Source organism: Providencia sp. PROV175 (assembly GCF_032707045.1).
GTDB lineage: Bacteria > Pseudomonadota > Gammaproteobacteria > Enterobacterales > Enterobacteriaceae > Providencia > Providencia hangzhouensis.
Map to the genome: position 1 here is coordinate 3,459,655 of NZ_CP120533.1, position 23,170 is coordinate 3,482,824.

At 42.8% G+C, this 23,170-nt stretch carries 17 protein-coding genes, 3 tRNA genes and 3 rRNA genes; 15 read left to right on the top strand and 8 right to left on the bottom strand.

Annotated elements, in window-relative coordinates; all coding sequences use genetic code 11:
- Positions 1-209: 209 nt before the first annotated feature.
- The 3 genes from mprA to emrB all read left to right on the top strand — a co-directional run bounded on the left by mprA (position 210) and on the right by emrB (position 3,672).
- Positions 210-725, top strand: a complete 516-nt coding sequence (gene mprA / locus P3L44_RS15720) for a transcriptional repressor MprA (RefSeq protein ID WP_004257124.1) — start codon at positions 210-212, stop codon at positions 723-725.
- Between the two features lie 216 nt (positions 726-941).
- Positions 942-2,123, top strand: a complete 1,182-nt coding sequence (gene emrA / locus P3L44_RS15725; RefSeq protein WP_140172824.1) for a multidrug efflux MFS transporter periplasmic adaptor subunit EmrA — start codon at positions 942-944, stop codon at positions 2,121-2,123.
- Between the two features lie 13 nt (positions 2,124-2,136).
- The gene (gene emrB, locus P3L44_RS15730) at positions 2,137-3,672 is read left to right on the top strand and encodes a multidrug efflux MFS transporter permease subunit EmrB (protein ID WP_110591302.1); all 1,536 of its coding nucleotides are present in this window, start codon (positions 2,137-2,139) and stop codon (positions 3,670-3,672) included.
- 106 nt (positions 3,673-3,778) lie between these two features.
- Here the strand turns inward: emrB and P3L44_RS15735 are convergent, their stop codons facing one another.
- Positions 3,779-4,873, bottom strand: a complete 1,095-nt coding sequence (locus P3L44_RS15735; protein ID WP_004257138.1) for a tRNA/rRNA methyltransferase — start codon at positions 4,871-4,873, stop codon at positions 3,779-3,781.
- A 169-nt stretch (positions 4,874-5,042) separates the two neighbouring features.
- Between P3L44_RS15735 and P3L44_RS15740 the strand changes: the two genes are divergently transcribed.
- The 7 genes from P3L44_RS15740 (at position 5,043) to P3L44_RS15770 (ending at position 12,067) form a co-directional block, all read left to right on the top strand.
- On the top strand, positions 5,043-5,744 hold the full coding sequence (locus P3L44_RS15740) for a tRNA-uridine aminocarboxypropyltransferase (RefSeq protein ID WP_140172825.1): 702 nt from the start codon (positions 5,043-5,045) through the stop codon (positions 5,742-5,744).
- 228 nt (positions 5,745-5,972) lie between these two features.
- Positions 5,973-8,618 carry a bifunctional acetate--CoA ligase family protein/GNAT family N-acetyltransferase gene (locus P3L44_RS15745; protein WP_272662572.1) on the top strand — a complete coding sequence of 882 codons (2,646 nt, stop codon included), beginning with the start codon at positions 5,973-5,975 and terminating at the stop codon, positions 8,616-8,618.
- Between the two features lie 159 nt (positions 8,619-8,777).
- Positions 8,778-10,133: a CDP-diacylglycerol--serine O-phosphatidyltransferase gene (gene pssA, locus P3L44_RS15750; RefSeq protein WP_140172827.1), complete on the top strand. Its 1,356-nt coding sequence runs from the start codon at positions 8,778-8,780 to the stop codon at positions 10,131-10,133.
- 71 nt (positions 10,134-10,204) lie between these two features.
- Entirely contained in the window at positions 10,205-10,537 is a 333-nt protein-coding gene (locus tag P3L44_RS15755; protein WP_165880257.1) for a YfiM family lipoprotein, read from the top strand.
- Positions 10,538-10,654: 117 nt separating this feature from the next.
- On the top strand, positions 10,655-10,978 hold the full coding sequence (locus P3L44_RS15760) for an antibiotic biosynthesis monooxygenase family protein (RefSeq protein WP_164565440.1): 324 nt from the start codon (positions 10,655-10,657) through the stop codon (positions 10,976-10,978).
- On the top strand, positions 10,971-11,360 hold the full coding sequence (locus P3L44_RS15765; protein ID WP_004257151.1) for a hypothetical protein: 390 nt from the start codon (positions 10,971-10,973) through the stop codon (positions 11,358-11,360). Before P3L44_RS15760 ends, P3L44_RS15765 begins: the two co-directional genes overlap by 8 nt.
- Positions 11,357-12,067 (top strand): ArsR/SmtB family transcription factor, encoded by a 711-nt coding sequence (locus P3L44_RS15770; protein ID WP_140172830.1) that lies wholly within the window; start codon positions 11,357-11,359, stop codon positions 12,065-12,067. The genes P3L44_RS15765 and P3L44_RS15770 overlap by 4 nt, the downstream gene beginning before the upstream one ends.
- Positions 12,068-12,265: 198 nt before the next feature.
- Here the strand turns inward: P3L44_RS15770 and P3L44_RS15775 are convergent.
- The 7 genes from P3L44_RS15775 to gmhB form a co-directional block, all read right to left on the bottom strand.
- A tRNA-Asp gene (locus P3L44_RS15775) sits at positions 12,266-12,342 on the bottom strand.
- Between the two features lie 59 nt (positions 12,343-12,401).
- Positions 12,402-12,517 (bottom strand): 5S ribosomal RNA (rrf, locus tag P3L44_RS15780).
- Between the two features lie 148 nt (positions 12,518-12,665).
- Positions 12,666-15,862, bottom strand: a 23S ribosomal RNA gene (locus tag P3L44_RS15785).
- A 325-nt stretch (positions 15,863-16,187) separates the two neighbouring features.
- Positions 16,188-16,263, bottom strand: a tRNA-Ala gene (locus P3L44_RS15790).
- A 138-nt stretch (positions 16,264-16,401) separates the two neighbouring features.
- A tRNA-Ile gene (locus tag P3L44_RS15795) sits at positions 16,402-16,478 on the bottom strand.
- Between the two features lie 65 nt (positions 16,479-16,543).
- Positions 16,544-18,083: ribosomal RNA gene (locus P3L44_RS15800) — 16S ribosomal RNA — on the bottom strand.
- The 16S, 23S and 5S rRNA genes sit together here with 3 tRNA genes alongside, the layout of an rRNA operon.
- Before the next feature lie 526 nt (positions 18,084-18,609).
- Entirely contained in the window at positions 18,610-19,176 is a 567-nt protein-coding gene (gene gmhB / locus P3L44_RS15805; protein ID WP_272661640.1) for a D-glycero-beta-D-manno-heptose 1,7-bisphosphate 7-phosphatase, read from the bottom strand.
- Positions 19,177-19,344: 168 nt separating this feature from the next.
- Between gmhB and metN the strand changes: the two genes are divergently transcribed.
- The 5 genes from metN (at position 19,345) to tsaA (ending at position 23,158) form a co-directional block, all read left to right on the top strand.
- The gene (gene metN, locus P3L44_RS15810; protein ID WP_272661639.1) at positions 19,345-20,376 is read left to right on the top strand and encodes a methionine ABC transporter ATP-binding protein MetN; all 1,032 of its coding nucleotides are present in this window, start codon (positions 19,345-19,347) and stop codon (positions 20,374-20,376) included.
- A complete protein-coding gene (metI, locus tag P3L44_RS15815) occupies positions 20,369-21,022 on the top strand; it encodes a methionine ABC transporter permease MetI (protein ID WP_004257375.1) in 654 nt (217 codons plus the stop codon). The genes metN and metI overlap by 8 nt, the downstream gene beginning before the upstream one ends.
- Positions 21,023-21,081: 59 nt before the next feature.
- Entirely contained in the window at positions 21,082-21,903 is an 822-nt protein-coding gene (locus tag P3L44_RS15820; RefSeq protein ID WP_004257378.1) for a MetQ/NlpA family lipoprotein, read from the top strand.
- 126 nt (positions 21,904-22,029) lie between these two features.
- A complete protein-coding gene (rcsF, locus tag P3L44_RS15825) occupies positions 22,030-22,431 on the top strand; it encodes an Rcs stress response system protein RcsF (RefSeq protein ID WP_272661638.1) in 402 nt (133 codons plus the stop codon).
- 7 nt (positions 22,432-22,438) lie between these two features.
- On the top strand, positions 22,439-23,158 hold the full coding sequence (gene tsaA / locus P3L44_RS15830) for a tRNA (N6-threonylcarbamoyladenosine(37)-N6)-methyltransferase TrmO (protein WP_272661637.1): 720 nt from the start codon (positions 22,439-22,441) through the stop codon (positions 23,156-23,158).
- The last annotated feature ends 12 nt before the right edge of the window (positions 23,159-23,170 follow it).

The following is a 23,170-nucleotide window of genomic DNA, read 5'->3' on the forward strand; positions in this document are numbered from 1 at the left end:
CAAAATGACACTATCAGTGTAAAAAGGTCAGCCTGCTATACAAAAATAGGTAAATTACATTCATAAAATTTATGAATCATGTATCATTATCAAAATAAAATCGGCGATATTAATTAAGTATAATTGCTAATTCTATCTTTTAATATACCATTTAGATGGTTGATGACAGTTGTAATCTTACCAACTGAAACTAATAAGGTATCCCAATAATGGAAAGTTCATTTACACCAACTGAAGAGCTACTCAATGCTCGTGTAGAACAACAAGATTCACATGAAAGTCCTATTCCGTATCAAGAAATCCTACTGACACGCCTATGCATGCATGTTCATGGGAAGTTACTTGAAACACGAAATAATATGTTAAGGTCTCAAGGTATTAATGAAACCCTGTTTATGGCACTTATGATCCTTGATACAAAAGACTCCCGCAGTATTCAGCCATCTGAACTCAGTGCGGCTCTTGGTTCCTCACGAACCAATGCAACACGAATTGCAGATGAACTGGAAAAAAATGGTTGGATTGAGCGCAAAGAAAGTCACAACGATAGACGTTGCCTTCATCTACACCTCACAGAAAAAGGGACGGAATTTTTAAATGGCCTATTACCACCTCAACACAGCGCATTAATTGATATTTGGTCTGTTTTAGATGCTGATGAGAAACAACAGCTTAACACGCTGATGCGTAAATTACTGACAAAACTGGATACTATAAAAGATTGACCATAACATTTGTAAGGTTAATGTATTTGAGCCATTCTTAAGCTCAAAGGTGAAAAAAAACTTTTCAGCCCATAATATTTCATTATCCTTTCACCCTTATGCTTTACGATATCCCATCAAACAGCAAAATCATTTGTAGTCTCAGTTTCCAGTGGTTATTACCTAACTACTGGAAACAACCGTGATCCTTATCCAGAGAAGTGGAGAAATACGAGTATGAGTTCCCCTGAGGAAATGCAACAAACGCAAACTCCCCAACGAAATAAAAAAAGGCAACGTAAAAGTGCGCTTATCTTATTGACTCTAATATTTATTATTATAGGTGTTGGCTGGGGAGTTTACTGGTATCTCGTTCTTCGTCACTATGAATCAACGGATAATGCTTATGTCGCGGGAAACCAAGTACAAATACAATCCCAAGTTTCCGGCGGCGTGATGACTGTCAATGTGGACAACACAGATTTCGTGACAAGTGGAACTGTTTTGGTTGAACTGGACCCACGTGATGCTGAATTAGCTCTCGATAAAGCAAAAACAGAATTAGCAAATAGTGTGCGTCAAACCCGCCAGCACATGGTTAACAGCCGCCAGCTACAAGCCAATATTGAGGTCAAACGTTCTGAATTAAACCGGTTGCAAAATGATTTAAAACGTCGAGAAGTTTTAGGTAGTAGCCATGTCATTGGTAAAGAAGAACTACAACACGCAAGAGAAGCTGTCGTCAGTGCTAAAGCGGCATTAGACATGGCAATAGAACAATATAATGCTAATCAAGCCATAGTTTTAAATAGCTCAATTGAAAAACAACCCGCAGTAGAGCAAGCAGCAACACAAGTTCGAAACGCTTGGCTCACCTTGCAACGGACGAAAATCGTCAGCCCTGTTGATGGCTATGTTTCACGCCGCAGTGTACAAGTGGGTTCACAAATCACCCCTTCAACCCCATTAATGGCCATCGTTCCTTCCAATGGTATGTGGATTGATGCGAACTTTAAAGAAACACAACTTGCGGATATGCGTATCGGCCAACCTGCGAAAGTCATTACTGATTTTTACGGTAAAGATATCGTATTTAACGGTACTGTTGTGGGACTTGATATGGGAACAGGTAGCGCATTCTCTTTATTACCCGCACAAAATGCCAGTGGTAACTGGATCAAAGTGGTCCAACGCCTACCCGTACGTATTGCCTTAAATGAAAACCAACTTGAAGAACACCCATTACGTATCGGTTTATCCACCGAAGTTACGGTTGATACATTAGATAAAAATGGCAAAGTGCTTTCTAAAGGGATGCGTGATACCCCTGCTTACCATACTGCTGCATTAGCTGTAGATATGTCTCCTGCGGACAAAATAGTTACTGAGATAATTAATAATAACCTAGGAAATAAATAGTGGGGGTGCAATCGTGACGACAGCACCTTTAACGGGATCAAAACTCGCATGGATGACAATTGCTCTTTCATTGGCAACATTTATGCAAGTTCTTGATTCCACCATTGCTAACGTAGCTATTCCAACCATTGCGGGAAACTTGGGGGCATCCAACTCGCAAGGAACTTGGGTAATAACCTCTTTCGGCGTTGCCAATGCGATCTCCATCCCCATCACTGGTTGGCTAGCCCGTAGGATAGGTGAAGTCAGGCTATTTTTATGGTCTACAGGCTTATTCGCTTTAACTTCATGGCTGTGCGGTATTTCTGGCAGCTTAGAGATGCTGATCTTATTCCGAGTTTTACAAGGTTTAGTCGCAGGACCACTCATTCCTTTATCTCAAAGCCTACTGCTTAACAATTATCCTCCAGCCAAACGCAATATGGCCCTCGCCCTTTGGTCAATGACTATCGTTATTGCTCCGATTTGCGGACCGATTCTTGGTGGTTATATTAGTGATAACTACCATTGGGGCTGGATATTTTTTATCAATGTACCATTTAGTATTGCGATCATTTTTGCCATCATGCGCACCTTAAAAGGCCGTGAAACTAAAATATCTATTCAGCGCATTGATACTATTGGTTTAGTGCTATTGGTTGTTGGTATTGGTGCTTTACAGATTATGCTTGACCAAGGCAAAGAGCTGGATTGGTTTAACTCGACTGAAATTATCGTCCTGACCGTTATTGCTGTTGTCGCTATTGCCTTTTTAATTGTATGGGAACTCACCGATGACCATCCCGTCATCGACTTATCCCTATTTAAAGAACGCAATTTTACGATTGGCTGTTTGTCCTTAAGCCTTGCTTACATGCTCTATTTTGGAACGATTGTACTACTGCCGCAATTGCTACAAGAAGTTTATGGCTATACCGCAACATGGGCTGGGTTAGCCTCTGCACCTGTAGGATTATTACCGCTATTGATTACGCCAATTATAGGGCGTTTTGGTAACCGAATTGATATGCGTTATTTAGTTACATTCAGCTTTATTATCTATGCTGTTTGCTACTATTGGCGTGCTTATACTTTCGAACCTGGGATGAGTTTTGCCGAAGCTGCTTGGCCGCAATTTGTGCAAGGTTTAGCCATCGCTTGTTTCTTTATGCCTTTGACAACCATTACATTATCTGGCCTGCCGCCAGAAAAAATGGCCTCTGCATCCAGTTTATCTAACTTTACTCGTACCCTAGCTGGAGCCATTGGGACATCCATCACCACAACAATGTGGACCCAAAGAGAGTCAATGCATCATGAAAACCTCGCTGAATTTGTTAACCCATACAACCCAAATGCCCAACAGATGTACAGTGAACTGGCAAAAATAGGCATGAATGAGCAGCAAAGTGCGGCCTATCTTGCTAAAACGATTACTGACCAAGGACTGATTATGTCAGCAAATGAGATATTCTGGCTCTCAGCTGGGATTTTTATCCTACTGATGGTCATTGTCTGGTTCGCTAAGCCACCATTTGGGGCAGGTTCAAAAGACGGTGGTGCTCATTAATTAGCCCAACCCAGTGAATAACTTGGTGATAGATATAAAAAAGCCATACATAGCGGGAATACATCCTTTTATGTATGGTCTTATTTTTCTGATAAAACGTAGGTGGTTATTTAACTTGGTTTTGTTGCCACCACTGGGCTAACATAATTCCTGTTGCAACAGAGACATTCAAGCTTTCCACTTTACCTGTTCCACCGATATAGAGACTCATATCGCCTTGATCCCACGTACTATCACTTAAACCATCACTCTCTTGGCCTAAAACTAAGACCATTTTGGCCGGTAACTTCGCTTTTGCGAGATCTTGACTGCCTTTATGGCTAGAAGTCGTCACAATGGTATAACCCGCTTTGCGGAATTTATCCAAAGTATCTGTTAATCCATCTGCATCAATCGCTTTAATGTGTTCAGCACCACCTTCTGCAGTACGAATTGCCGCCCCAGACTCCAGCATGCCTGCATCCTGCAAAATCACACCTTTGATACCGAAATGCGCACAGCTACGCATAATTCCGCCCAGATTATGTGGATTTCCCACATCTTCCAGTGCTAATACGCAGTCATTACCTGCCGCTTGCTGCAAGTAAGCATCAGCACTCATTCCACCGCGTTTTTTAATGATAAAACAGACACCACCATGATGTTCAGTTCCGGATGCTTTCGATAACTCTTCGTCATCAACAACGTGGTAAGCTTTGCGATTTGCCGCCATCCATTTTAACGCATCACGAAAACGCGGTGTGACAGATTGCAAGAACCATGCGCGAACAATCGCATCAGGGCGGTTTTTAAACATGGCTTGGCAAGCATTCTCACCATAGATACGGGTTTCTTCTTGGCGCTGCTTACGCAATTGTTCAGGGTCAATCTGGCTCTTACCAACAATTCCGCCATGGTCATTCGTTAATTCTTCGCTATCTGGCTTAGAAACAGTGCGCCATGGTGAACGCTCGCGAGGTGCTTCATTACGGTTATCAGAGCGACGACCTTCACGCCCACCTTCAGGGCGGCTTGAGCGACCACCACGATCTTGACGGGCACCATCTCGTCTATCACCACCACGCTTGTCATTACCGCGCCTATCATCACGCCCACCGCCTCGGCGTTTATCATTACCTTTATTGTTGTCCTGCTCTTCACTGCGGACATACATCACTTTTACTTTGCCGTTTTTACCACTAAAATCATTCGAGTCGTTCATCACTATCCCCTACTAAGCTATGGCGCGAAGATTACATGATGTTGCATGACTACGCTACCGATTCGCACTATTATCTCATCTAAAAGTTATTGAATATACTTCTATCGTATAGAAATCGTTTTGCGTACAATATGCGCCTTAATTTTAGGCCTATAAAATATAATTCAACATGACTTCGAATGCCGTTTATCACCTGCGTCAACAGCGCCTCGCATTATCGACTAAACCGTTTAGGGCACGAGGCTGCCGAGTAAAACGTTGCCAATATTGTTTGTTACCTAGCCCACAATGCCTATGCCAAGACACCATATCATCTCAAGCAAAAAGCCAATTTTGCTTGATTATGTTTGATGGTGAGGTATTTAAGCCAAGTAATACAGGAAAGTTGATTGCGGATGTTTTGCCCGACACTTTGGCCTTTCAATGGTCAAGAACAGAGCCTGATACGCAGCTATTGGCGGCACTGCAAGACACCACAAGGCAGCCTTACCTTATTTTTCCAGAAAGCTACGCTCAAAATGAACGCATCGTGGTCAATGAACCGACTTTGTCGGATAAACCCGCTTTATTTATTTTACTCGATGGGACCTGGCCTGAAGCACGCAAAATGTTTCGAAAGAGCCCTTATCTTAATGATATTCCAATGCTATCAATTAATACCAAAGCAAAAACTGACTACTTACTCCGTACACCATCAAGGGAAGAGCAGCATTGTACCGCCGAAGTTGCAGCTACCGTTTTAGAATTAGCGGGAGATTTAGACGCTTCACAACAACTCTTTAGCCACTTCAATCTTTTCCGTCAAAAATACCTTGAAGGGAAACCGCATCACCCTATTGCACAAAAGCTACTTACCGAATCCCACCTCTAACTATTTATTGGTACTGTTTTTCTCTTTCTTTTCGAGCCCAGTACCATTAAATGACAACTTTTAGATCGTCGTGCTGATAAAACGTGAACGTGCTTGTATAAATTAATTAAACTCACCAGATAAACTAGCGCAATCTCAAAGATAAGGCATAGTATTCATAAGTATCACTCTGCCACTTTTTATCTATTGAACGCTTATCTCGTTCAACAAAGCAAAGGGTTATCAACCATGGGTTTAGTCAGTCAGTTAGAATCTTTATTCCGGCCAAAGTCTATCGTTGTCGTGGGAGCATCTGAAAACCCGAGCCGTGCAGGTTCGGTGATGATGAAAAACCTACTTACCAGCGGTTTTAAAGGTCCTATTTTACCTGTTAATCCAAACCGAAACTCTGTCCTCGGCGTACTTGCTTATCCTTCTATAGATAAATTGCCGCTCAAACCTGACCTTGCCGTTATCTGCACCCATTACTCACGTAATATCTCCTGTTTACAGCAATTAGGGGAATCTGGCTGTAAAGTGGTTATTATTTTGTCATCCCCTTCAATTCAGTTTAATGAATTAAAAAAAGTCGCCCAGCAATATCAAATTCGCCTATTAGGCCCGAATAGCCTAGGTTTTCTCGCCCCATGGCAAGGTTTGAATGCAAGTTTTTCTCCAATACCAATCTTAAAAGGAAAACTCGCTTTTATCTCTCAATCTGCTGCTGTATCGAATACCGTTCTGGATTGGGCAAGGCACCGAGACATCGGTTTTTCTTATTTTATTGCCCTTGGTGATAGCATCGATATAGATATTGACGATTTACTCGATTACTTAGCGCGTGACAGCAAAACCAGCGCTATTTTGTTGTACCTTGAGAGCATTAGTGATGCACGACGTTTCTTATCATCATCTCGCAGTGCCTCACGCAATAAACCTATATTAGTGATAAAAAGTGGTCGAACTCGCAAAGCACAAAAACTACTGGGCGATAAACCTAGCCTAGATGCCGCTTACGATGCCGCTATCCAGCGTGCAGGTCTTCTTCGCGTGCAAGATACTCACGAAATGTTTTCTGCGGTTGAGACATTAAGCTATATGACTCCATTACGCGGTGAGCGCCTTTCAATCATGAGTAATGGCTCTGCCCCAGCCGCGATGGCATTAGACGAACTTCTCTTACGTAATGGTAAACTTGCAACGCTAAGTGTTGAAACAGAAAATGAATTAAGCTCACTATTACCTCTTGATTTATCGACACAAAATCCGATTGACTTAGGAGATGATTCCACCGTTGAGCGCTATATCAATGTACTGAACAAAATGCTCGATAGCCATGACCATGACGCTTTGTTACTTATCCACACTCCCAGTGCGATAACTGAAAGTAAAACCATGGCAGAAAAAATTATTAAAACTATTAAGCAACACCCACGCGGAAAATGGCTAACCATTTTAACCAACTGGTGTGGAGAATATTCCTCTCAAGAATCTCGTCGCCTATTTAGTGAAGCAGGGATCCCTACCTACCGCACTCCAGAAGGGGCAATCACAGCGTATATGCATATGGTGGAATATCGCCGTAACCAAAAACAATTAAAAGAAACGCCAGCCCTTCCAGTAGGTATCACCGCTAATACGCAACAGGCTCATGAATATATTCAGCAAGCATTGGAAAATAATAAGCTCCACTTGGATACTCATGAAGTTCAGCCAATTTTAAAAGCCTACGGGTTAAATAGCTTACCCACCTGGATTGCACATTCGAGCAATGAAGCCATTGAAATCGCAGAGAAAATTGGTTACCCCGTTGCTTTAAAACTACGTTCTCCCGATATTGTACACAAGTCAGAAGTACAAGGGGTCATGCTCTATTTACGCAATGCTAAAGAGGTAGAAGATGCAGCTAAAGCGATTATGGAACGTGTTTCAACAAATTTCCCTAATGCACGAATTGAAGGGCTACTAGTACAAAGTATGGCTAATCGAGCAGGTGCTCAAGAGCTCAGGATCGCTGTTGAACTAGACCCTGTCTTTGGCCCTCTTATCATGTTAGGAGAAGGTGGTATTGAGTGGCAACAAGAGAGCCAAGCTGCTGTAGCTCTTCCTCCGCTAAATATGGCTTTAGCTCGCTACCTAGTTATTAATGCTATTAAAGGTTATAAAATAAAATCCCGAAGTGCTTTAGAACCATTAAACATCATAGGGTTATCTGCTTTATTAGTACGAGTTTCAAATTTAATTATTGATTGCCCAAATATTACAAGGTTAGATATTCATCCATTGCTCGCCTCAGGGGATGAATTTACTTTACTTGATGTCTCCATGGCATTAAGCCCAACAGATGATGCGACAACATCAAGGCTGGCAATTCGCCCTTATCCTAGTGAGCTAGAAGAAACAATTCATTTAAAAGAAGATCTTACCTGCTTACTACGACCGATCCTCCCTGAAGATGAACCTTTGCTAAAATCCTTTATAGAGCAAGTGACTAAAGAGGATCTTTATTATCGCTACTTTAGCGAAATCAGCGAATTTACCCATGACGACCTCGCCAATATGACACAGATTGATTATGACCGTGAAATGGCTTTCGTTGCGGTAAAAAACCCCAATACTACGCCTGAAATTATTGGCGTCACGCGAGCAATGGCTGATCCTGATAACCAAGAGGCTGAATTTGCAGTACTGGTTCGCTCTGATATGAAAGGGCAAACGCTCGGTTATCAACTTATGCAAAAGTTACTTAACTATACGCGAAGCCACGGCATTAAAAAGCTAACAGCCATAACTATGCCTGAAAACCGCAATATGATAAGCCTAGCTAAAAAACTTGGTTTTGAGATTGACGTTCAATTTGAAGATGGAGTCGTTAATCTGACACTTCACTTATAGAAATATCTAAGAACACGGCTTAACTTGTATAGTAATTAAACAAGTCGTCAATTTATACTAAATGGTTTAGCTAAATATGCTATCATCCATAGATCATTCGCTTAAAAATGTGCGCAAAGCGAGTTGCTATTAGACTAATAAGAGAAAATTTACACTGTGATGTTGTCAAAATTAAAACAAGCAAAACATCAACAATATTTGTTAAGTTTACCAAAACTCTCTCAAGAAATTGCTGATGTAAAAACGCTATATAAGACAGAAGATTTTCGTGATGAACTGCTTAAACAAATTTCTCAGGCTCAAAATACTATCTACATAACGGCTTTGTATTTAGAGAAAGACGATGCAGGTAAAGACGTACTTCATGCTTTATACGCTGCAAAACAAGCTAATACATCATTGGATATCAAAATTCTCGTAGACTGGCACCGTGCTCAGCGAGGTCGCATCGGGGTTGCAGCAAACGCCACTAATGCCGATTGGTATTATGATGTTGCAAAACATTACCCTGAAATTGAAATCCCTATCTACGGCATCCCTGTAAATACACGGGAAGCTCTGGGTGTTTTGCATCTAAAAGGCTTTTTATTTGATGATACTCTACTCTATAGCGGGGCAAGTATTAATGACGTCTATTTACAACGTCATAGTAAATACCGTTACGACCGCTATCACCTGATCAAAAATAGCCAACTTACCGCATCAATGAAAAAATTTATTGATGACGCATTACTACAAGCTGATGCCATTCATTTATTAAATACGCCAACTCGGCCAAAAACAGCTGAGTTTAAGCATTTAATTAAACAATTTCGTTTGGGCTTACGGGGAGCGTCCTATCAGTTTTCAGGGAATGCAACTAATGATGAGCTGTCCGTCACTCCCTTTGTTGGTCTAGGCAAGAAAAACGATTTAAACCGTGTTATCACGCATTTAATGGGTGCAACAAATAATAAACTAACAATCTGTACACCTTATTTTAATTTGCCTGCGGTATTAGTTAGAGTTATTAGTCGGTTACTGCGTGATGGCAAACAAGTAGAAATTATCATTGGTGACAAAACTGCCAATGACTTCTATATCCCACCTGAAGAGCCATTTAAAATTATTGGTGCATTACCATACCTTTATGAGATCAATCTGCGCCGTTTTGTTAGTCGCTTGCAACGCTTTATTGATAGCCAGCAATTAACAGTAAGGCTCTGGAAAGACGCAGACAATACCTATCATCTAAAGGGGATGTGGGTTGATAATCACTGGCAATTGATCACGGGTAACAACTTAAACCCACGCGCTTGGGGGCTAGATCTTGAAAACGCAGTATTAATTCACGATCCAAAACAACAGCTACAAGAGCAACGCAATCACGAGCTAGAGTGCATTCGAACTCATACTAAGGTTGTTAGCCATTTTCGCGAACTAGATAGCATCCAAACCTATCCTGTTAAAGTGAAAAAATTAATCCGACGACTACGTCGAATACGAGTCGACCGGTTAATTAGCCGCATCCTTTAGAATTTAAACAAAGCGTCACTTCGGTGGCGCTTTTACTTTTCTACTTTAATTTTTTAGGTATCTTACCAAAAATGTTTAAATCACTGATCATTAGCTTACTTATATTCATTTCAACAGGATGTACTGGTTTTCATTGGGCTAATGATAATTGGCAAGGTAAAGATAAAGCGCAGCATTTCGCATTTTCAGCCGCGATGGCTGCGGCTGGTAATGCTTATGCAGATAAACAAAACATACAACACCGCGATGCTGCCATATTTGGTATTCTATTTTCAGTTTCTCTTGGCGCAGCAAAAGAGCTTTATGACAGCAGGCCTAATGGTACTGGGTGGAGTTGGCATGATTTTGCCTATGATGTTGCAGGGTCAATAGCAGGTTATAGTTTATATCAGTCCTTAAAGTAACCCACGCACTTCTTTCTCATTTTTTACATTCCTCTCCTATTTTTAATATTTCGCTCACCATCGAAGTATCTATAAATTAAACCGTTATAGTTGAGCTTCTACATTAAGGAGAGTTTTATGATTGCCGTAATTTTTGAAGCCATCCCAATACCAGCGCAAAAAGAGCGTTATTTTGAATTGGCAGCCAAACTTAAATCTGAACTTATGCACATTGACGGGTTTATTGCTGTCGAACGCTTTCAATCTATTACAACAGAAGGAAAAATTCTCTCACTTTCATGGTGGGAAACAGAAGAAGCAGTAAAACAATGGAAAAACCATTTCATGCATATCGATGCACAAGTTGAAGGACAACAAACCATTTTTTCCCATTATCGAATTCGAGTTGCCCATACCTTAAAGGATTACTCATACAATAACGAGGATAGCTTTGATGTATGATATTCATGTGATTATTGAAAACCAAGTAGGTGCTTTAGCACTATTGGCGACAACATTAGGGAAACATGGTATTGGCCTTGAAGGTGGTGGCGTTTTTTCTATCGAAGAAAAAAGTCATGCTCACTTTCTTGTTACCCAGCCAGAAAAAGCACGAGATGCCTTAACTACTGAGGGTTTACAGGTTGAAAGTATCATACAACCAGTGATCCGCAAATTAAAACAAGAACGTCCTGGCGAACTTGGAGAAATTGTTTCTCAACTCGCACTTCACCAAATTAATATCCTTGTTCAATACAGCGACCACAATAACAGGTTAATATTAATAACAGACAACAATATATTAGCCGCTGAAGTAACAAAAAAGTGGGAAAGCCAACCATGATACCAAGCAAAGATAGTATTCCCATTGAAGAAAAAGAGCCATTAGAACAATCTATCGCAAAAGTTGCCTCTGCGATTGCTGACCCTTCAAGGGTCAGTATTTTGTGTGCATTAATGGATGGCAGGGCTTGGACAGCAACAGAATTAAGCGTAGCTGCAAATATAGCCCCATCAACAACGAGTGCACACTTAACTAAACTTTTAAACAGCCACTTAATTAGTTGTCTATCTCAAGGAAGACACCGTTATTATAGGCTTGCAGGCACAGACATTGCCGAATTATTAGAAACATTAATGGGGGTATCCATGAAATTGGAGTACACCCCACCTATAACAACACCTATTCATCTGCGAAAGGCACGTACTTGCTATGATCACTTAGCCGGAGAAATTGCCGTTCAGATCTACGAATTTATGGATAAAAATGGCTGGTTTACAGCTAGAGAAAATAAATTATCAATGATTGGTGCCAATCAATTTAAAAAATTAGGTATCGACATTGCTCCTAATACAAAACGAAAAATAGCATGTGCTTGTTTGGATTGGAGTGAAAGACGTATGCACCTAGGGGGACTAGCAGGAACCTTACTATTAAAATTTTTTGCAGAAAAAGAATGGATAGAGAAAACAAAAGGTTATCGAGAAATTACTTTTACTACCTACGGTAAGAAAGCTTTAAAGCGTATTTTTAATATTAATATAGCTTAACCCCCCAACAAAATAACGAACACCCCTAGAACGATTTGATAATATACTTACCAAGCTAATTACTAATTAAAAGCAGACGTAAAACTGTATTTCTCCAAACAATGCCCCAAGTCACCTACAATAGGTTATTATCCATAAAATCCAGTATGTTAGTAATACAAAAAAGCCTCGTGATTTTTATCACGAGGCTTTGATAAGTGGCGGAACGGACGGGACTCGAACCCGCGACCCCCTGCGTGACAGGCAGGTATTCTAACCAACTGAACTACCGCTCCACTTATTCTTTTGCCTTTCGGCTGTTTACTGCTTATTGAGCAATAAACCTTTAATTAATGTCTGGCAGTTCCCTACTCTCACATGGGGAGACCCCACACTACCATCGGCGCTACGGCGTTTCACTGCTGAGTTCGGCATGGGGTCAGGTGGGACCACCGCGCTATTGCCGCCAGACAAATTCTGTTTGTTCACGTTTAGCTCAACACACTTTCGGTATTTGCTAAACCTAAACTTCAATCTTGAACAAGCTGCGTGTCCTTCACCTTTCGGCTTCTCACTTCTCGAAAACAACTCCATCTCTCTAAAACACCTTCGGTGTTGTCAGGTTAAGCCTCACGGTTCATTAGTATTGGTTAGCTCAACGTATCGCTACGCTTACACACCCAACCTATCAACGTCTTAGTCTTAAACGTTCCTTTAGGACCCTTAAAGAGTCAGGGAAGACTCATCTCAAGGCAAGTTTCCCGCTTAGATGCTTTCAGCGGTTATCTCTTCCGCACTTAGCTACCGGGCAATGCCATTGGCATGACAACCCGAACACCAGTGGTGCGTCCACTCCGGTCCTCTCGTACTAGGAGCAGCCCCTTTCAATCTTCCAACGCCCACGGCAGATAGGGACCGAACTGTCTCACGACGTTCTAAACCCAGCTCGCGTACCACTTTAAACGGCGAACAGCCGTACCCTTGGGACCTACTTCAGCCCCAGGATGTGATGAGCCGACATCGAGGTGCCAAACACCGCCGTCGATATGAACTCTTGGGCGGTATCAGCCTGTTATCCCCGGAGTACCTTTTATCCGTTGAGCGATGGCCCTTCCATTCAGAACCACCGGATCACTAAGACCTACTTTCGTACCTGCTCGAGCCGTCACTCTCGCAGTCAAGCTGGCTTATGCCTTTGCACTAACCGCATGATGTCCGACCATGCTTAGCCAACCTTCGTGCTCCTCCGTTACTCTTTGGGAGGAGACCGCCCCAGTCAAACTACCCACCAGACACTGTCCGCACCCCAGATAATGGGGCAACGTTAGAACATCAAACATTAAAGGGTGGTATTTCAAGGTTGGCTCCATGCAGACTGGCGTCCACACTTCAAAGCCTCCCACCTATCCTACACATCAAGGCTCAATGTTCAGTGTCAAGCTATAGTAAAGGTTCACGGGGTCTTTCCGTCTTGCCGCGGGTACACTGCATCTTCACAGCGAGTTCAATTTCACTGAGTCTCGGGTGGAGACAGCCTGGCCATCATTACGCCATTCGTGCAGGTCGGAACTTACCCGACAAGGAATTTCGCTACCTTAGGACCGTTATAGTTACGGCCGCCGTTTACTGGGGCTTCGATCAAGAGCTTCTCCTTACGGATAACCCCATCAATTAACCTTCCAGCACCGGGCAGGCGTCACACCGTATACGTCCACTTTCGTGTTTGCACAGTGCTGTGTTTTTAATAAACAGTTGCAGCCAGCTGGTATCTGCGACTGGCTTCAGCTCCATGAGTAAATCACTTCACCTAATGCCAGCGTGCCTTCTCCCGAAGTTACGGCACCATTTTGCCTAGTTCCTTCACCCGAGTTCTCTCAAGCGCCTGAGTATTCTCTACCTGACCACCTGTGTCGGTTTGGGGTACGATTAATGATAATCTAGAGCTTAGAGGCTTTTCCTGGAAGCGGGGCATGAGCTACTTCATCACCGTAGTGACTCGTCATCGGACCTCAGCATGTAGTGAACCGGATTTGCCTAATTCACCTGCCTACATCCTTAAACCGGGACAACCGTCGCCCGGATAGCCTAGCCTTCTCCGTCCCCCCATCGCAATTATCACCAGTACGGGAATATTAACCCGTTTCCCATCGACTACGCATTTCTGCCTCGCCTTAGGGGTCGACTCACCCTGCCCCGATTAACGTTGGACAGGAACCCTTGGTCTTCCGGCGTGCGGGTTTTTCACCCGCATTATCGTTACTTATGTCAGCATTCGCACTTCTGATACCTCCAGCATGCCTCACAGCACACCTTCACAGGCTTACAGAACGCTCCCCTACCCAACGAACGTATCCTTAAACTGACTGCCTGACGTTTCCGCCTCGACTTTGTTGGACGCATTGACGTCGCTTCGCTCCGTCAATCGTTTTGATACATTTGAGTATCACTTAATCAGTTTAAGTGATACGTTCGCTGCCGCAGCTTCGGTGCATAGTTTAGCCCCGTTACATCTTCCGCGCAGGCCGACTCGACCAGTGAGCTATTACGCTTTCTTTAAATGATGGCTGCTTCTAAGCCAACATCCTGGCTGTCTGAGCCTTCCCACTTCGTTTCCCACTTAACTATGACTTTGGGACCTTAGCTGGCGGTCTGGGTTGTTTCCCTCTTCACGACGAACGTTAGCACCCGCCGTGTGTCTCCCGTGATAACATTCTTCGGTATTCGTAGTTTGCATCGAGTTGGTAAGTCGGGATGACCCCCTAGTCGAAACAGTGCTCTACCCCCGAAGATGAGTTCACGAGGCGCTACCTAAATAGCTTTCGGGGAGAACCAGCTATCTCCCGGTTTGATTGGCCTTTCACCCCCAGCCACAAGTCATCCGCTAATTTTTCAACATTAGTCGGTTCGGTCCTCCAGTTAGTGTTACCCAACCTTCAACCTGCCCATGGCTAGATCACCGGGTTTCGGGTCTATACCCTGCAACTCATTCGCCCAGTTAAGACTCGGTTTCCCTACGGCTCCCCTATTCGGTTAACCTTGCTACAGAATATAAGTCGCTGACCCATTATACAAAAGGTACGCAGTCACCCCATCCTCAAATGTCCCGCTTGGCTTTGCGGCCAATCTTGCCCGATTTTTTAACTTCCGCTGCTCATGGACTTCGATGTCCACTGCGCTGCGGCTTGAAAAAATCAGCCAATCTTGTTGGCAAATCCTGCGCTGTTATTGTGATGGTTTTACACCCTCACTCAATTGCCGAGGCACTTGAGTGATGGGGCTCCCACTGCTTGTACGTACACGGTTTCAGGTTCTATTTCACTCCCCTCGCCGGGGTTCTTTTCGCCTTTCCCTCACGGTACTGGTTCACTATCGGTCAATCAGGAGTATTTAGCCTTGGAGGATGGTCCCCCCATATTCAGACAGGATAACACGTGTCCCGCCCTACTCGTCGAGTTCACAACACTAACACCTTCGGATACGGGGCTATCACCCTTTACTGCCGGACTTTCCAGACCGTTCTCCTGATGCTAATGCTGATTAAGACTCTGGGCTGCTCCCCGTTCGCTCGCCGCTACTAGGGGAATCTCGGTTGATTTCTTTTCCTCGGGGTACTGAGATGTTTCAGTTCCCCCGGTTCGCTTCGTTTGACTATGTATTCATCAAACGATAGTGCAACGAATTGCACTGGGTTTCCCCATTCGGAAATCGTCGGTTGTAACGGTTCATATCACCTTACCGACGCTTATCGCAGATTAGCACGTCCTTCATCGCCTCTGATTGCCTAGGCATCCACCGTGTACGCTTAGTCGCTTAACCTCACAACCCGAAATTGTTTCAACGTTCACCTTACTGTCATGGCTGTGCGTGCATTCCTTCTTTGTTGGGCAGTGCTCGCAATGCTCACATACTTATGTATGTTGCGCTTGCTGTGCGCTGGCCGCCGCGAAGGACTGACTGCTCGCTCATGCCACTCGCTAAAGTGACCGAAAATTTCAGGTCTGAAATTTTGAGAGACTCTCACATTGTTTAAGCGATAAACAATGTGCGTTGTTTTCAATTTTCAGCTTGTTCCAGATTGTTAAAGAGCATAATTATTCGCAATAGACTATTACTAATCTATTCTGAATAATCAGAAAAATTATGGTGGAGCTAAGCGGGATCGAACCGCTGACCTCCTGCGTGCAAGGCAGGCGCTCTCCCAGCTGAGCTATAGCCCCATAAAGGTATTTTCGGTATCAATGAATCTCTTTATAAGATTTTCTTATTCGGAGGTCTTTTTTCTTAGGCAAGGCGTGGATTAGCGAAGTTTACTTTTGGGTAAACGAGCTGAGCCATAACGCAGCATAAGAGAAAAGTGGTAGGCCTGAGTGGACTTGAACCACCGACCTCACCCTTATCAGGGGTGCGCTCTAACCACCTGAGCTACAAGCCTATCGATACCGCTACTCTATTTCATCAGACAATCTGTGTGAGCACTTCACAAAAACACTTCAATGGTAAGGAGGTGATCCAACCGCAGGTTCCCCTACGGTTACCTTGTTACGACTTCACCCCAGTCATGAATCACAAAGTGGTAAGCGCCCTCCCGAAGGTTAAGCTACCTACTTCTTTTGCAACCCACTCCCATGGTGTGACGGGCGGTGTGTACAAGGCCCGGGAACGTATTCACCGTAGCATTCTGATCTACGATTACTAGCGATTCCGACTTCATGGAGTCGAGTTGCAGACTCCAATCCGGACTACGACGTACTTTATGAGTTCCGCTTGCTCTCGCGAGGTCGCTTCTCTTTGTATACGCCATTGTAGCACGTGTGTAGCCCTACTCGTAAGGGCCATGATGACTTGACGTCATCCCCACCTTCCTCCGGTTTATCACCGGCAGTCTCCTTTGAGTTCCCGACCGAGTCGCTGGCAACAAAGGATAAGGGTTGCGCTCGTTGCGGGACTTAACCCAACATTTCACAACACGAGCTGACGACAGCCATGCAGCACCTGTCTCAGAGTTCCCGAAGGCACTAAAGCATCTCTGCTAAATTCTCTGGATGTCAAGAGTAGGTAAGGTTCTTCGCGTTGCATCGAATTAAACCACATGCTCCACCGCTTGTGCGGGCCCCCGTCAATTCATTTGAGTTTTAACCTTGCGGCCGTACTCCCCAGGCGGTCGATTTAACGCGTTAGCTCCGAAAGCCACTCCTCTAGGGAACAACCTTCAAATCGACATCGTTTACAGCGTGGACTACCAGGGTATCTAATCCTGTTTGCTCCCCACGCTTTCGCACCTGAGCGTCAGTCTTTGTCCAGGGGGCCGCCTTCGCCACCGGTATTCCTCCACATCTCTACGCATTTCACCGCTACACATGGAATTCTACCCCCCTCTACAAGACTCTAGCTGACCAGTCTTAGATGCCATTCCCAGGTTAAGCCCGGGGATTTCACATCTAACTTAATCAACCGCCTGCGTGCGCTTTACGCCCAGTAATTCCGATTAACGCTTGCACCCTCCGTATTACCGCGGCTGCTGGCACGGAGTTAGCCGGTGCTTCTTCTGTCGGTAACGTCAATCGTTGATGATATTAGCATCAACGCCTTCCTCCCGACTGAAAGTACTTTACAACCCTAGGGCCTTCTTCATACACGCGGCATGGCTGCATCAGGCTTGCGCCCATTGTGCAATATTCCCCACTGCTGCCTCCCGTAGGAGTCTGGGCCGTGTCTCAGTCCCAGTGTGGCTGATCATCCTCTCAGACCAGCTAGGGATCGTCGCCTAGGTGAGCCATTACCTCACCTACTAGCTAATCCCATATGGGTTCATCCGATAGCGCAAGGACCGAAGTTCCCCTGCTTTGCTCCTTAGAGATTATGCGGTATTAGCTACCGTTTCCAGTAGTTATCCCCCTCTATCGGGCAGATCCCCATACATTACTCACCCGTCCGCCGCTCGTCAGCGAGAAGCAAGCTTCCCCTGTTACCGCTCGACTTGCATGTGTTAGGCCTGCCGCCAGCGTTCAATCTGAGCCATGATCAAACTCTTCAATTAAAAAGCTTGATGCTCAAAGAATGTCTTACTGACCGTAACGTTCTTTTGTTCGGCTAACTTTGTCGGCTTCGCATCGCTTCCCCTCGCCGTACCTAAGTACTGTCTCGGGTTATCTTTGCTCGCCTTCGCGTTATCCTTCCAAAATAAGCGTTACTACCTTATTTCATATATATGAATTAACGTGTTAGTCACTCTTCAAGACTTAAAATCAAATATTTTTTTGATAGTGTCCTGTGAGTGCCCACACAGATTGTCTGATAAATTGTTAAAGAGCGTTGCAGCTTTTCTTTATGAAAACCAACCTTTCGGTCGTTGCTGCGAGGAGGCGTATATTACGTTTTCCTCCGTGAGAGTCAAGCAATTTTTTGCTTTTTCTTTTCAGAATCTCTCGCTGCCGTTTCAGTGTTCATCGCGCTTTGCGTTGTCTTGTTCTCGGTCAGTGGTGGCGCATTATAGGGAGTCAGAAAAATCTGGCAAGTGTTTTTTTACATTTTTTTTCTAACTGCCTATTTACCACCCAAAAAGGCTACTTTTTGATTCTTTTTAGCGTTTCTGGCAACTCTGCGATACTGTTAATAACAATATCTGCATTATTGATTGCTTCATCGGTGACTGGCTCACCACTTTTCACTAATATAGTTGTACCGACTTTAGCGGCTTTGCCTGCCAACATATCAGCAAGTTTATCACCCACCATAATAGATGATGCCATATCTATTTTTAAAAAAGCCTGCGCGTCTAGTAGCATTCCTGGCTTTGGTTTACGGCAATTACAGTCTTGGCGATATTCTTCTACTGTAGCCTCAGAATGATGAGGGCAAAAATAAATACCGTCTAAGTCGATACCGCGATCTGCTAATGACCAATCCATCCATTCTGTGAGTTGCATAAACTGGTCTTCTGTATAAATTCCCCGACCAATACCTGACTGGTTAGTTACAATAACTAATGCATAACCCATCTTTTTTAATTCGAGCATCGCTTCAATTGACCCTTCAATAAATTCGAAATCATCAATTTTATGTACATAACCATGATCGATATTAATTGTTCCATCTCTATCTAAAAAGACTGCTGGGATCCCGTTACTCACCTGTTTACTCCTAAAATTTAGTATCTTTTTAGTATCTCATGAAAAGAAATAAAAGGAGAATAGAATAAATAGAACAATCTTTATTGACTTAGACGTCTAGACGCCTTAACATCCAACCTTATTAGATACACTATCTAAAAACAATTCAGATAAAGTTAGAAACTATAAATGATAAAGCTCTCAAATATTAATAAAGTTTTCCAGCAAGGAAGCCGTAACATTCAAGCGCTTACTGATATTAGCTTGCATGTGCCTGCTGGTCAGATCTATGGCGTTATTGGTGCTTCAGGTGCGGGTAAAAGTACGCTTATTCGTTGCGTGAATATGCTTGAACGCCCAACTTCAGGCCAAGTTATTGTTGATGGACAAGATTTAACATCAATGACTGAAAAAACGTTGACGAGAGCACGTCGCGGCATTGGCATGATTTTCCAGCATTTTAACCTGTTATCTTCACGTACCGTCTTTGATAACATTGCTCTCCCCTTGGAACTTGATAATACGCCTAAAGAAAAAATTATAGAGCGTGTAAGTGAATTACTCGATTTAGTTGGGTTAACTGAAAAGAAAGATGCATACCCAGCAAACCTTTCGGGCGGACAAAAGCAACGTGTTGCTATAGCTCGCGCATTAGCTAATTCACCAAAAGTATTACTATGTGATGAAGCGACAAGTGCATTAGACCCCGCGACAACCCGTTCAATTTTAGAATTATTAAAAGATATTAACCGTCGATTAGGCTTAACTATCTTATTAATTACCCACGAAATGGATGTTGTAAAACGTATTTGTGATCAAGTAGCTGTAATAAGTGGCGGTCAATTAATTGAGCAAGACAAAGTGAGTGAAGTATTCTCTCACCCGAAAACACCTGTCGCTCAAGCGTTTATTCAATCAACATTAGTTATTGATATTCCAGATGATTATAAAGAACGATTAAAAACGGAGCCAGGGAAGGAATTATCACCATTACTCAAGCTCGAATTTACAGGGCAGTCTGTTGATGCACCTTTAATTTCAATGGCTGTACGCAAATTTGATATTGATATTAATATTTTAAGTTCACAAATTGACTACGCCGGCGGCGTGAAATTTGGTGTGATGCTCGCAGAGCTACATGGCATCAATGGTGGGGTTGAATCCACAATTGCATTTTTAAAAGAGCATCATGTGAAAGTAGAGGTTTTGGGTTATGTCTGAGAGAATGATTTACCTGCTGATTAACGGCACAATTGACACTATCACAATGACCTTTGTTTCCGGCTTTTTGGGTTTTGTTTTAGGTTTACCATTAGGTGTATTGCTCTATATTACACGCAAAGACCAAGTAATGGAGAATGTAGGGCTATATCGTGCTCTTGCAGTTGTAGTAAACATTTTCCGCTCTGTGCCATTTATTATTTTACTGGTGTGGATTATTCCATTAACTTCGTTTCTTGTTGGAACGACTATTGGTTTAAAAGCGGCAATCGTTCCTTTAACAATTGGCGCTGCACCATTTATCGCTCGTATGGTTGAAAATGCGTTATTAGAAATTCCAAGCGGTTTAATTGAATCAGCCCGTGCGATGGGTGCAACTCCTCTTCAGATTATTCGTAAGATTTTGATCCCTGAAGCATTGCCAAGTTTAATTAATGCAGCCACTATCACGTTAATTATGTTAGTCGGATATTCTGCAATGGGTGGTGCAGTTGGTGCAGGTGGTTTAGGTCAAATCGCACTACAATATGGTTATCAAACCTATAACCCTGTTGTGATGAATACCGTTATTGTTCTCCTCGTCATTTTAGTAAACCTAATTCAGTTTGGTGGCGAGTATTTAATGAAAAAAGTTTCACATCGATAGTTAGTAAAATAGCTGCGCCGTTAAGGTGCTTATAAAGTCCGTTTTAAAGGGGTAAACCAATGTCTATTAAATTAAAATCTATCGCAGTTGTCGGCGCGCTATTAGGCACACTCGTTCTCACTGGTTGTGGTGAAAAAGAGAAAGATGCCAACAGCATCAAAGTTGGTGTGATCATGGGCAAAGAATTAGAAGTTGCTGAAGTCGCACAGAAAGTTGCTAAAGAAAAGTACGGTTTAAATGTTGAGCTCGTTTCATTTAATGACTTCGTTTTACCTAATGAAGCATTAAGTAAAGGCGATATCGATGCGAACGCATTCCAACACAAGCCTTATCTTGATCAACAAATTAAAGATCGTAACTACAAATTAGTTCCTGTTGGAAATACCTTTATTTATCCAATTGCGGCTTACTCTAAAAAAATTAAGTCGGTAGATGAACTCGCTGATGGCTCTCAAATTGCGTTACCAAATGACCCAACTAACTTAGGCCGTTCATTGCTGTTATTACAACAACAAGGTTTAATTAAATTAAAAGATGGTACTGGCTTAATGCCAACTGTTTTAGATGTGGTTGAAAACCCGAAAGACCTGAAATTTGTTGAGTTAGAAGCGCCTCAATTACCTCGTGCTTTAGATGACCAAAAAATTGCATTAGCGATTATCAATACGACTTGGGCAAGTAGTGCTACACCTAAATTAACACCTGCAAAAGATGGTTTATTTGTTGAAGATAAAGATTCTCCGTACGTAAATATTATTGTTGCTCGTGAAGATAATAAAGATAGTGAGAACGTGAAAAAATTTATTCAGGCATATCAATCAGATGAAGTAGCAAACAAAGCTAATGAAGTCTTCGATGGTGGTGCAGTTAAAGGTTGGTAATCTTTTTTATTATTTAAAAAACGATTAAAATACTAGACGGCTTAACGCCGTCTAGTATTTTTTGTAATTTATAGACTATAAAAACAACGCAGCATTATTTTGAATCATATAAGAAAGGTATAACTTATGAGACTGTTATTGCTCACTTTGGTAACATTTGTGTTAGCCGGGTGTGGAATTAACCAATACACGAGTTCAGGGCAAAATAAAGGTTTCACTAGTATGAAATTGTCTAAACCTGTACCGAAAGTAACAGAGCCAGACACAGCAAACGTTAAATTAATGAATAGCCCAGAAGAATTATTAGGGATGCCTTTCAAAGATTTAGGTGTTGTTTCTGGGGAATCTTGTCGAGAAAGCGTTCAAAGCCCTCCGGCAAATTTGAATACCGCAAAAAACAGTATGTTAACACAAGCTGCCTATATTGCGGCTGATGCCGTACTTTTACACCAGTGCCAAACCATGACCTCTCCAGGTTGTTATCAGGCAACTATCTGTGAAGGCAGTGCATTACAAATTGTTGAATAAATATCTTATGCAATCTTTTCAGTTTAATGTTATTGGGCACATTGAATCACCTTATAAAGAAAAGTTTGCAATCCCTCGCCAACCTGGACTTGTTCAGGCTGGTGTGGGCCGCTTACATTTGCATTCGCCATTTAACGACCCTAATTCAGTACGAGGACTCAATCAATTTAGCCATGTGTGGATTTTATTCGTTTTTCATCAAACGATGGAAAATGGTTGGAAACCACTAGTGCGCCCTCCAAGACTCGGGGGGAATGAAAAAATGGGTGTTTTTGCGACCCGTTCAACTTTTAGGCCAAACCCAATAGGTATGTCACTTGTTGAATTACGTGGAATAACAACCAAAAACAACCAGGTGATCCTTGAGCTTGGTAGCCTTGATTTAGTTGATGGCACCCCGGTTATCGATATAAAACCTTATTTACCTTTTGCTGAAGCAGTATCAAACGCAACCGCTGGATATGCACAAGACACACCTTCAGATGATATGCAGGTTATATTTACCCCACAACTAGAAACTGAATTAGATGTTTATCAAAATCAGTATCCGGGTATTAAACAATTTATTTCACAAGTCTTAATGCAAGACCCTCGCCCCGCATACAAAAAACAATCTACTGAAACACGTGACTATGTCGTTCATTTATTAGATTTTAATATTCGTTGGCGAGTAATTGGTGGTGTGACTGAAGTATTCGCTATCGAACCATGCGAAAAATCACGTTAACCCCTTTTGGCA

Coding starts and splice junctions, on each gene's coding strand:
- mprA (WP_004257124.1), top strand. CDS start 210: ATGGAAAGTTCATTTACACCAACTGAAGAGCTACTCAATGCTCGTGTA.
- emrA (WP_140172824.1), top strand. CDS start 942: ATGAGTTCCCCTGAGGAAATGCAACAAACGCAAACTCCCCAACGAAAT.
- P3L44_RS15735 (WP_004257138.1), bottom strand. CDS start 4,873: ATGAACGACTCGAATGATTTTAGTGGTAAAAACGGCAAAGTAAAAGTG.
- P3L44_RS15740 (WP_140172825.1), top strand. CDS start 5,043: ATGACTTCGAATGCCGTTTATCACCTGCGTCAACAGCGCCTCGCATTA.
- P3L44_RS15745 (WP_272662572.1), top strand. CDS start 5,973: ATGGGTTTAGTCAGTCAGTTAGAATCTTTATTCCGGCCAAAGTCTATC.
- pssA (WP_140172827.1), top strand. CDS start 8,778: ATGTTGTCAAAATTAAAACAAGCAAAACATCAACAATATTTGTTAAGT.
- P3L44_RS15755 (WP_165880257.1), top strand. CDS start 10,205: ATGTTTAAATCACTGATCATTAGCTTACTTATATTCATTTCAACAGGA.
- P3L44_RS15760 (WP_164565440.1), top strand. CDS start 10,655: ATGATTGCCGTAATTTTTGAAGCCATCCCAATACCAGCGCAAAAAGAG.
- P3L44_RS15765 (WP_004257151.1), top strand. CDS start 10,971: ATGTATGATATTCATGTGATTATTGAAAACCAAGTAGGTGCTTTAGCA.
- P3L44_RS15770 (WP_140172830.1), top strand. CDS start 11,357: ATGATACCAAGCAAAGATAGTATTCCCATTGAAGAAAAAGAGCCATTA.
- metN (WP_272661639.1), top strand. CDS start 19,345: ATGATAAAGCTCTCAAATATTAATAAAGTTTTCCAGCAAGGAAGCCGT.
- metI (WP_004257375.1), top strand. CDS start 20,369: ATGTCTGAGAGAATGATTTACCTGCTGATTAACGGCACAATTGACACT.
- P3L44_RS15820 (WP_004257378.1), top strand. CDS start 21,082: ATGTCTATTAAATTAAAATCTATCGCAGTTGTCGGCGCGCTATTAGGC.
- rcsF (WP_272661638.1), top strand. CDS start 22,030: ATGAGACTGTTATTGCTCACTTTGGTAACATTTGTGTTAGCCGGGTGT.
- tsaA (WP_272661637.1), top strand. CDS start 22,439: ATGCAATCTTTTCAGTTTAATGTTATTGGGCACATTGAATCACCTTAT.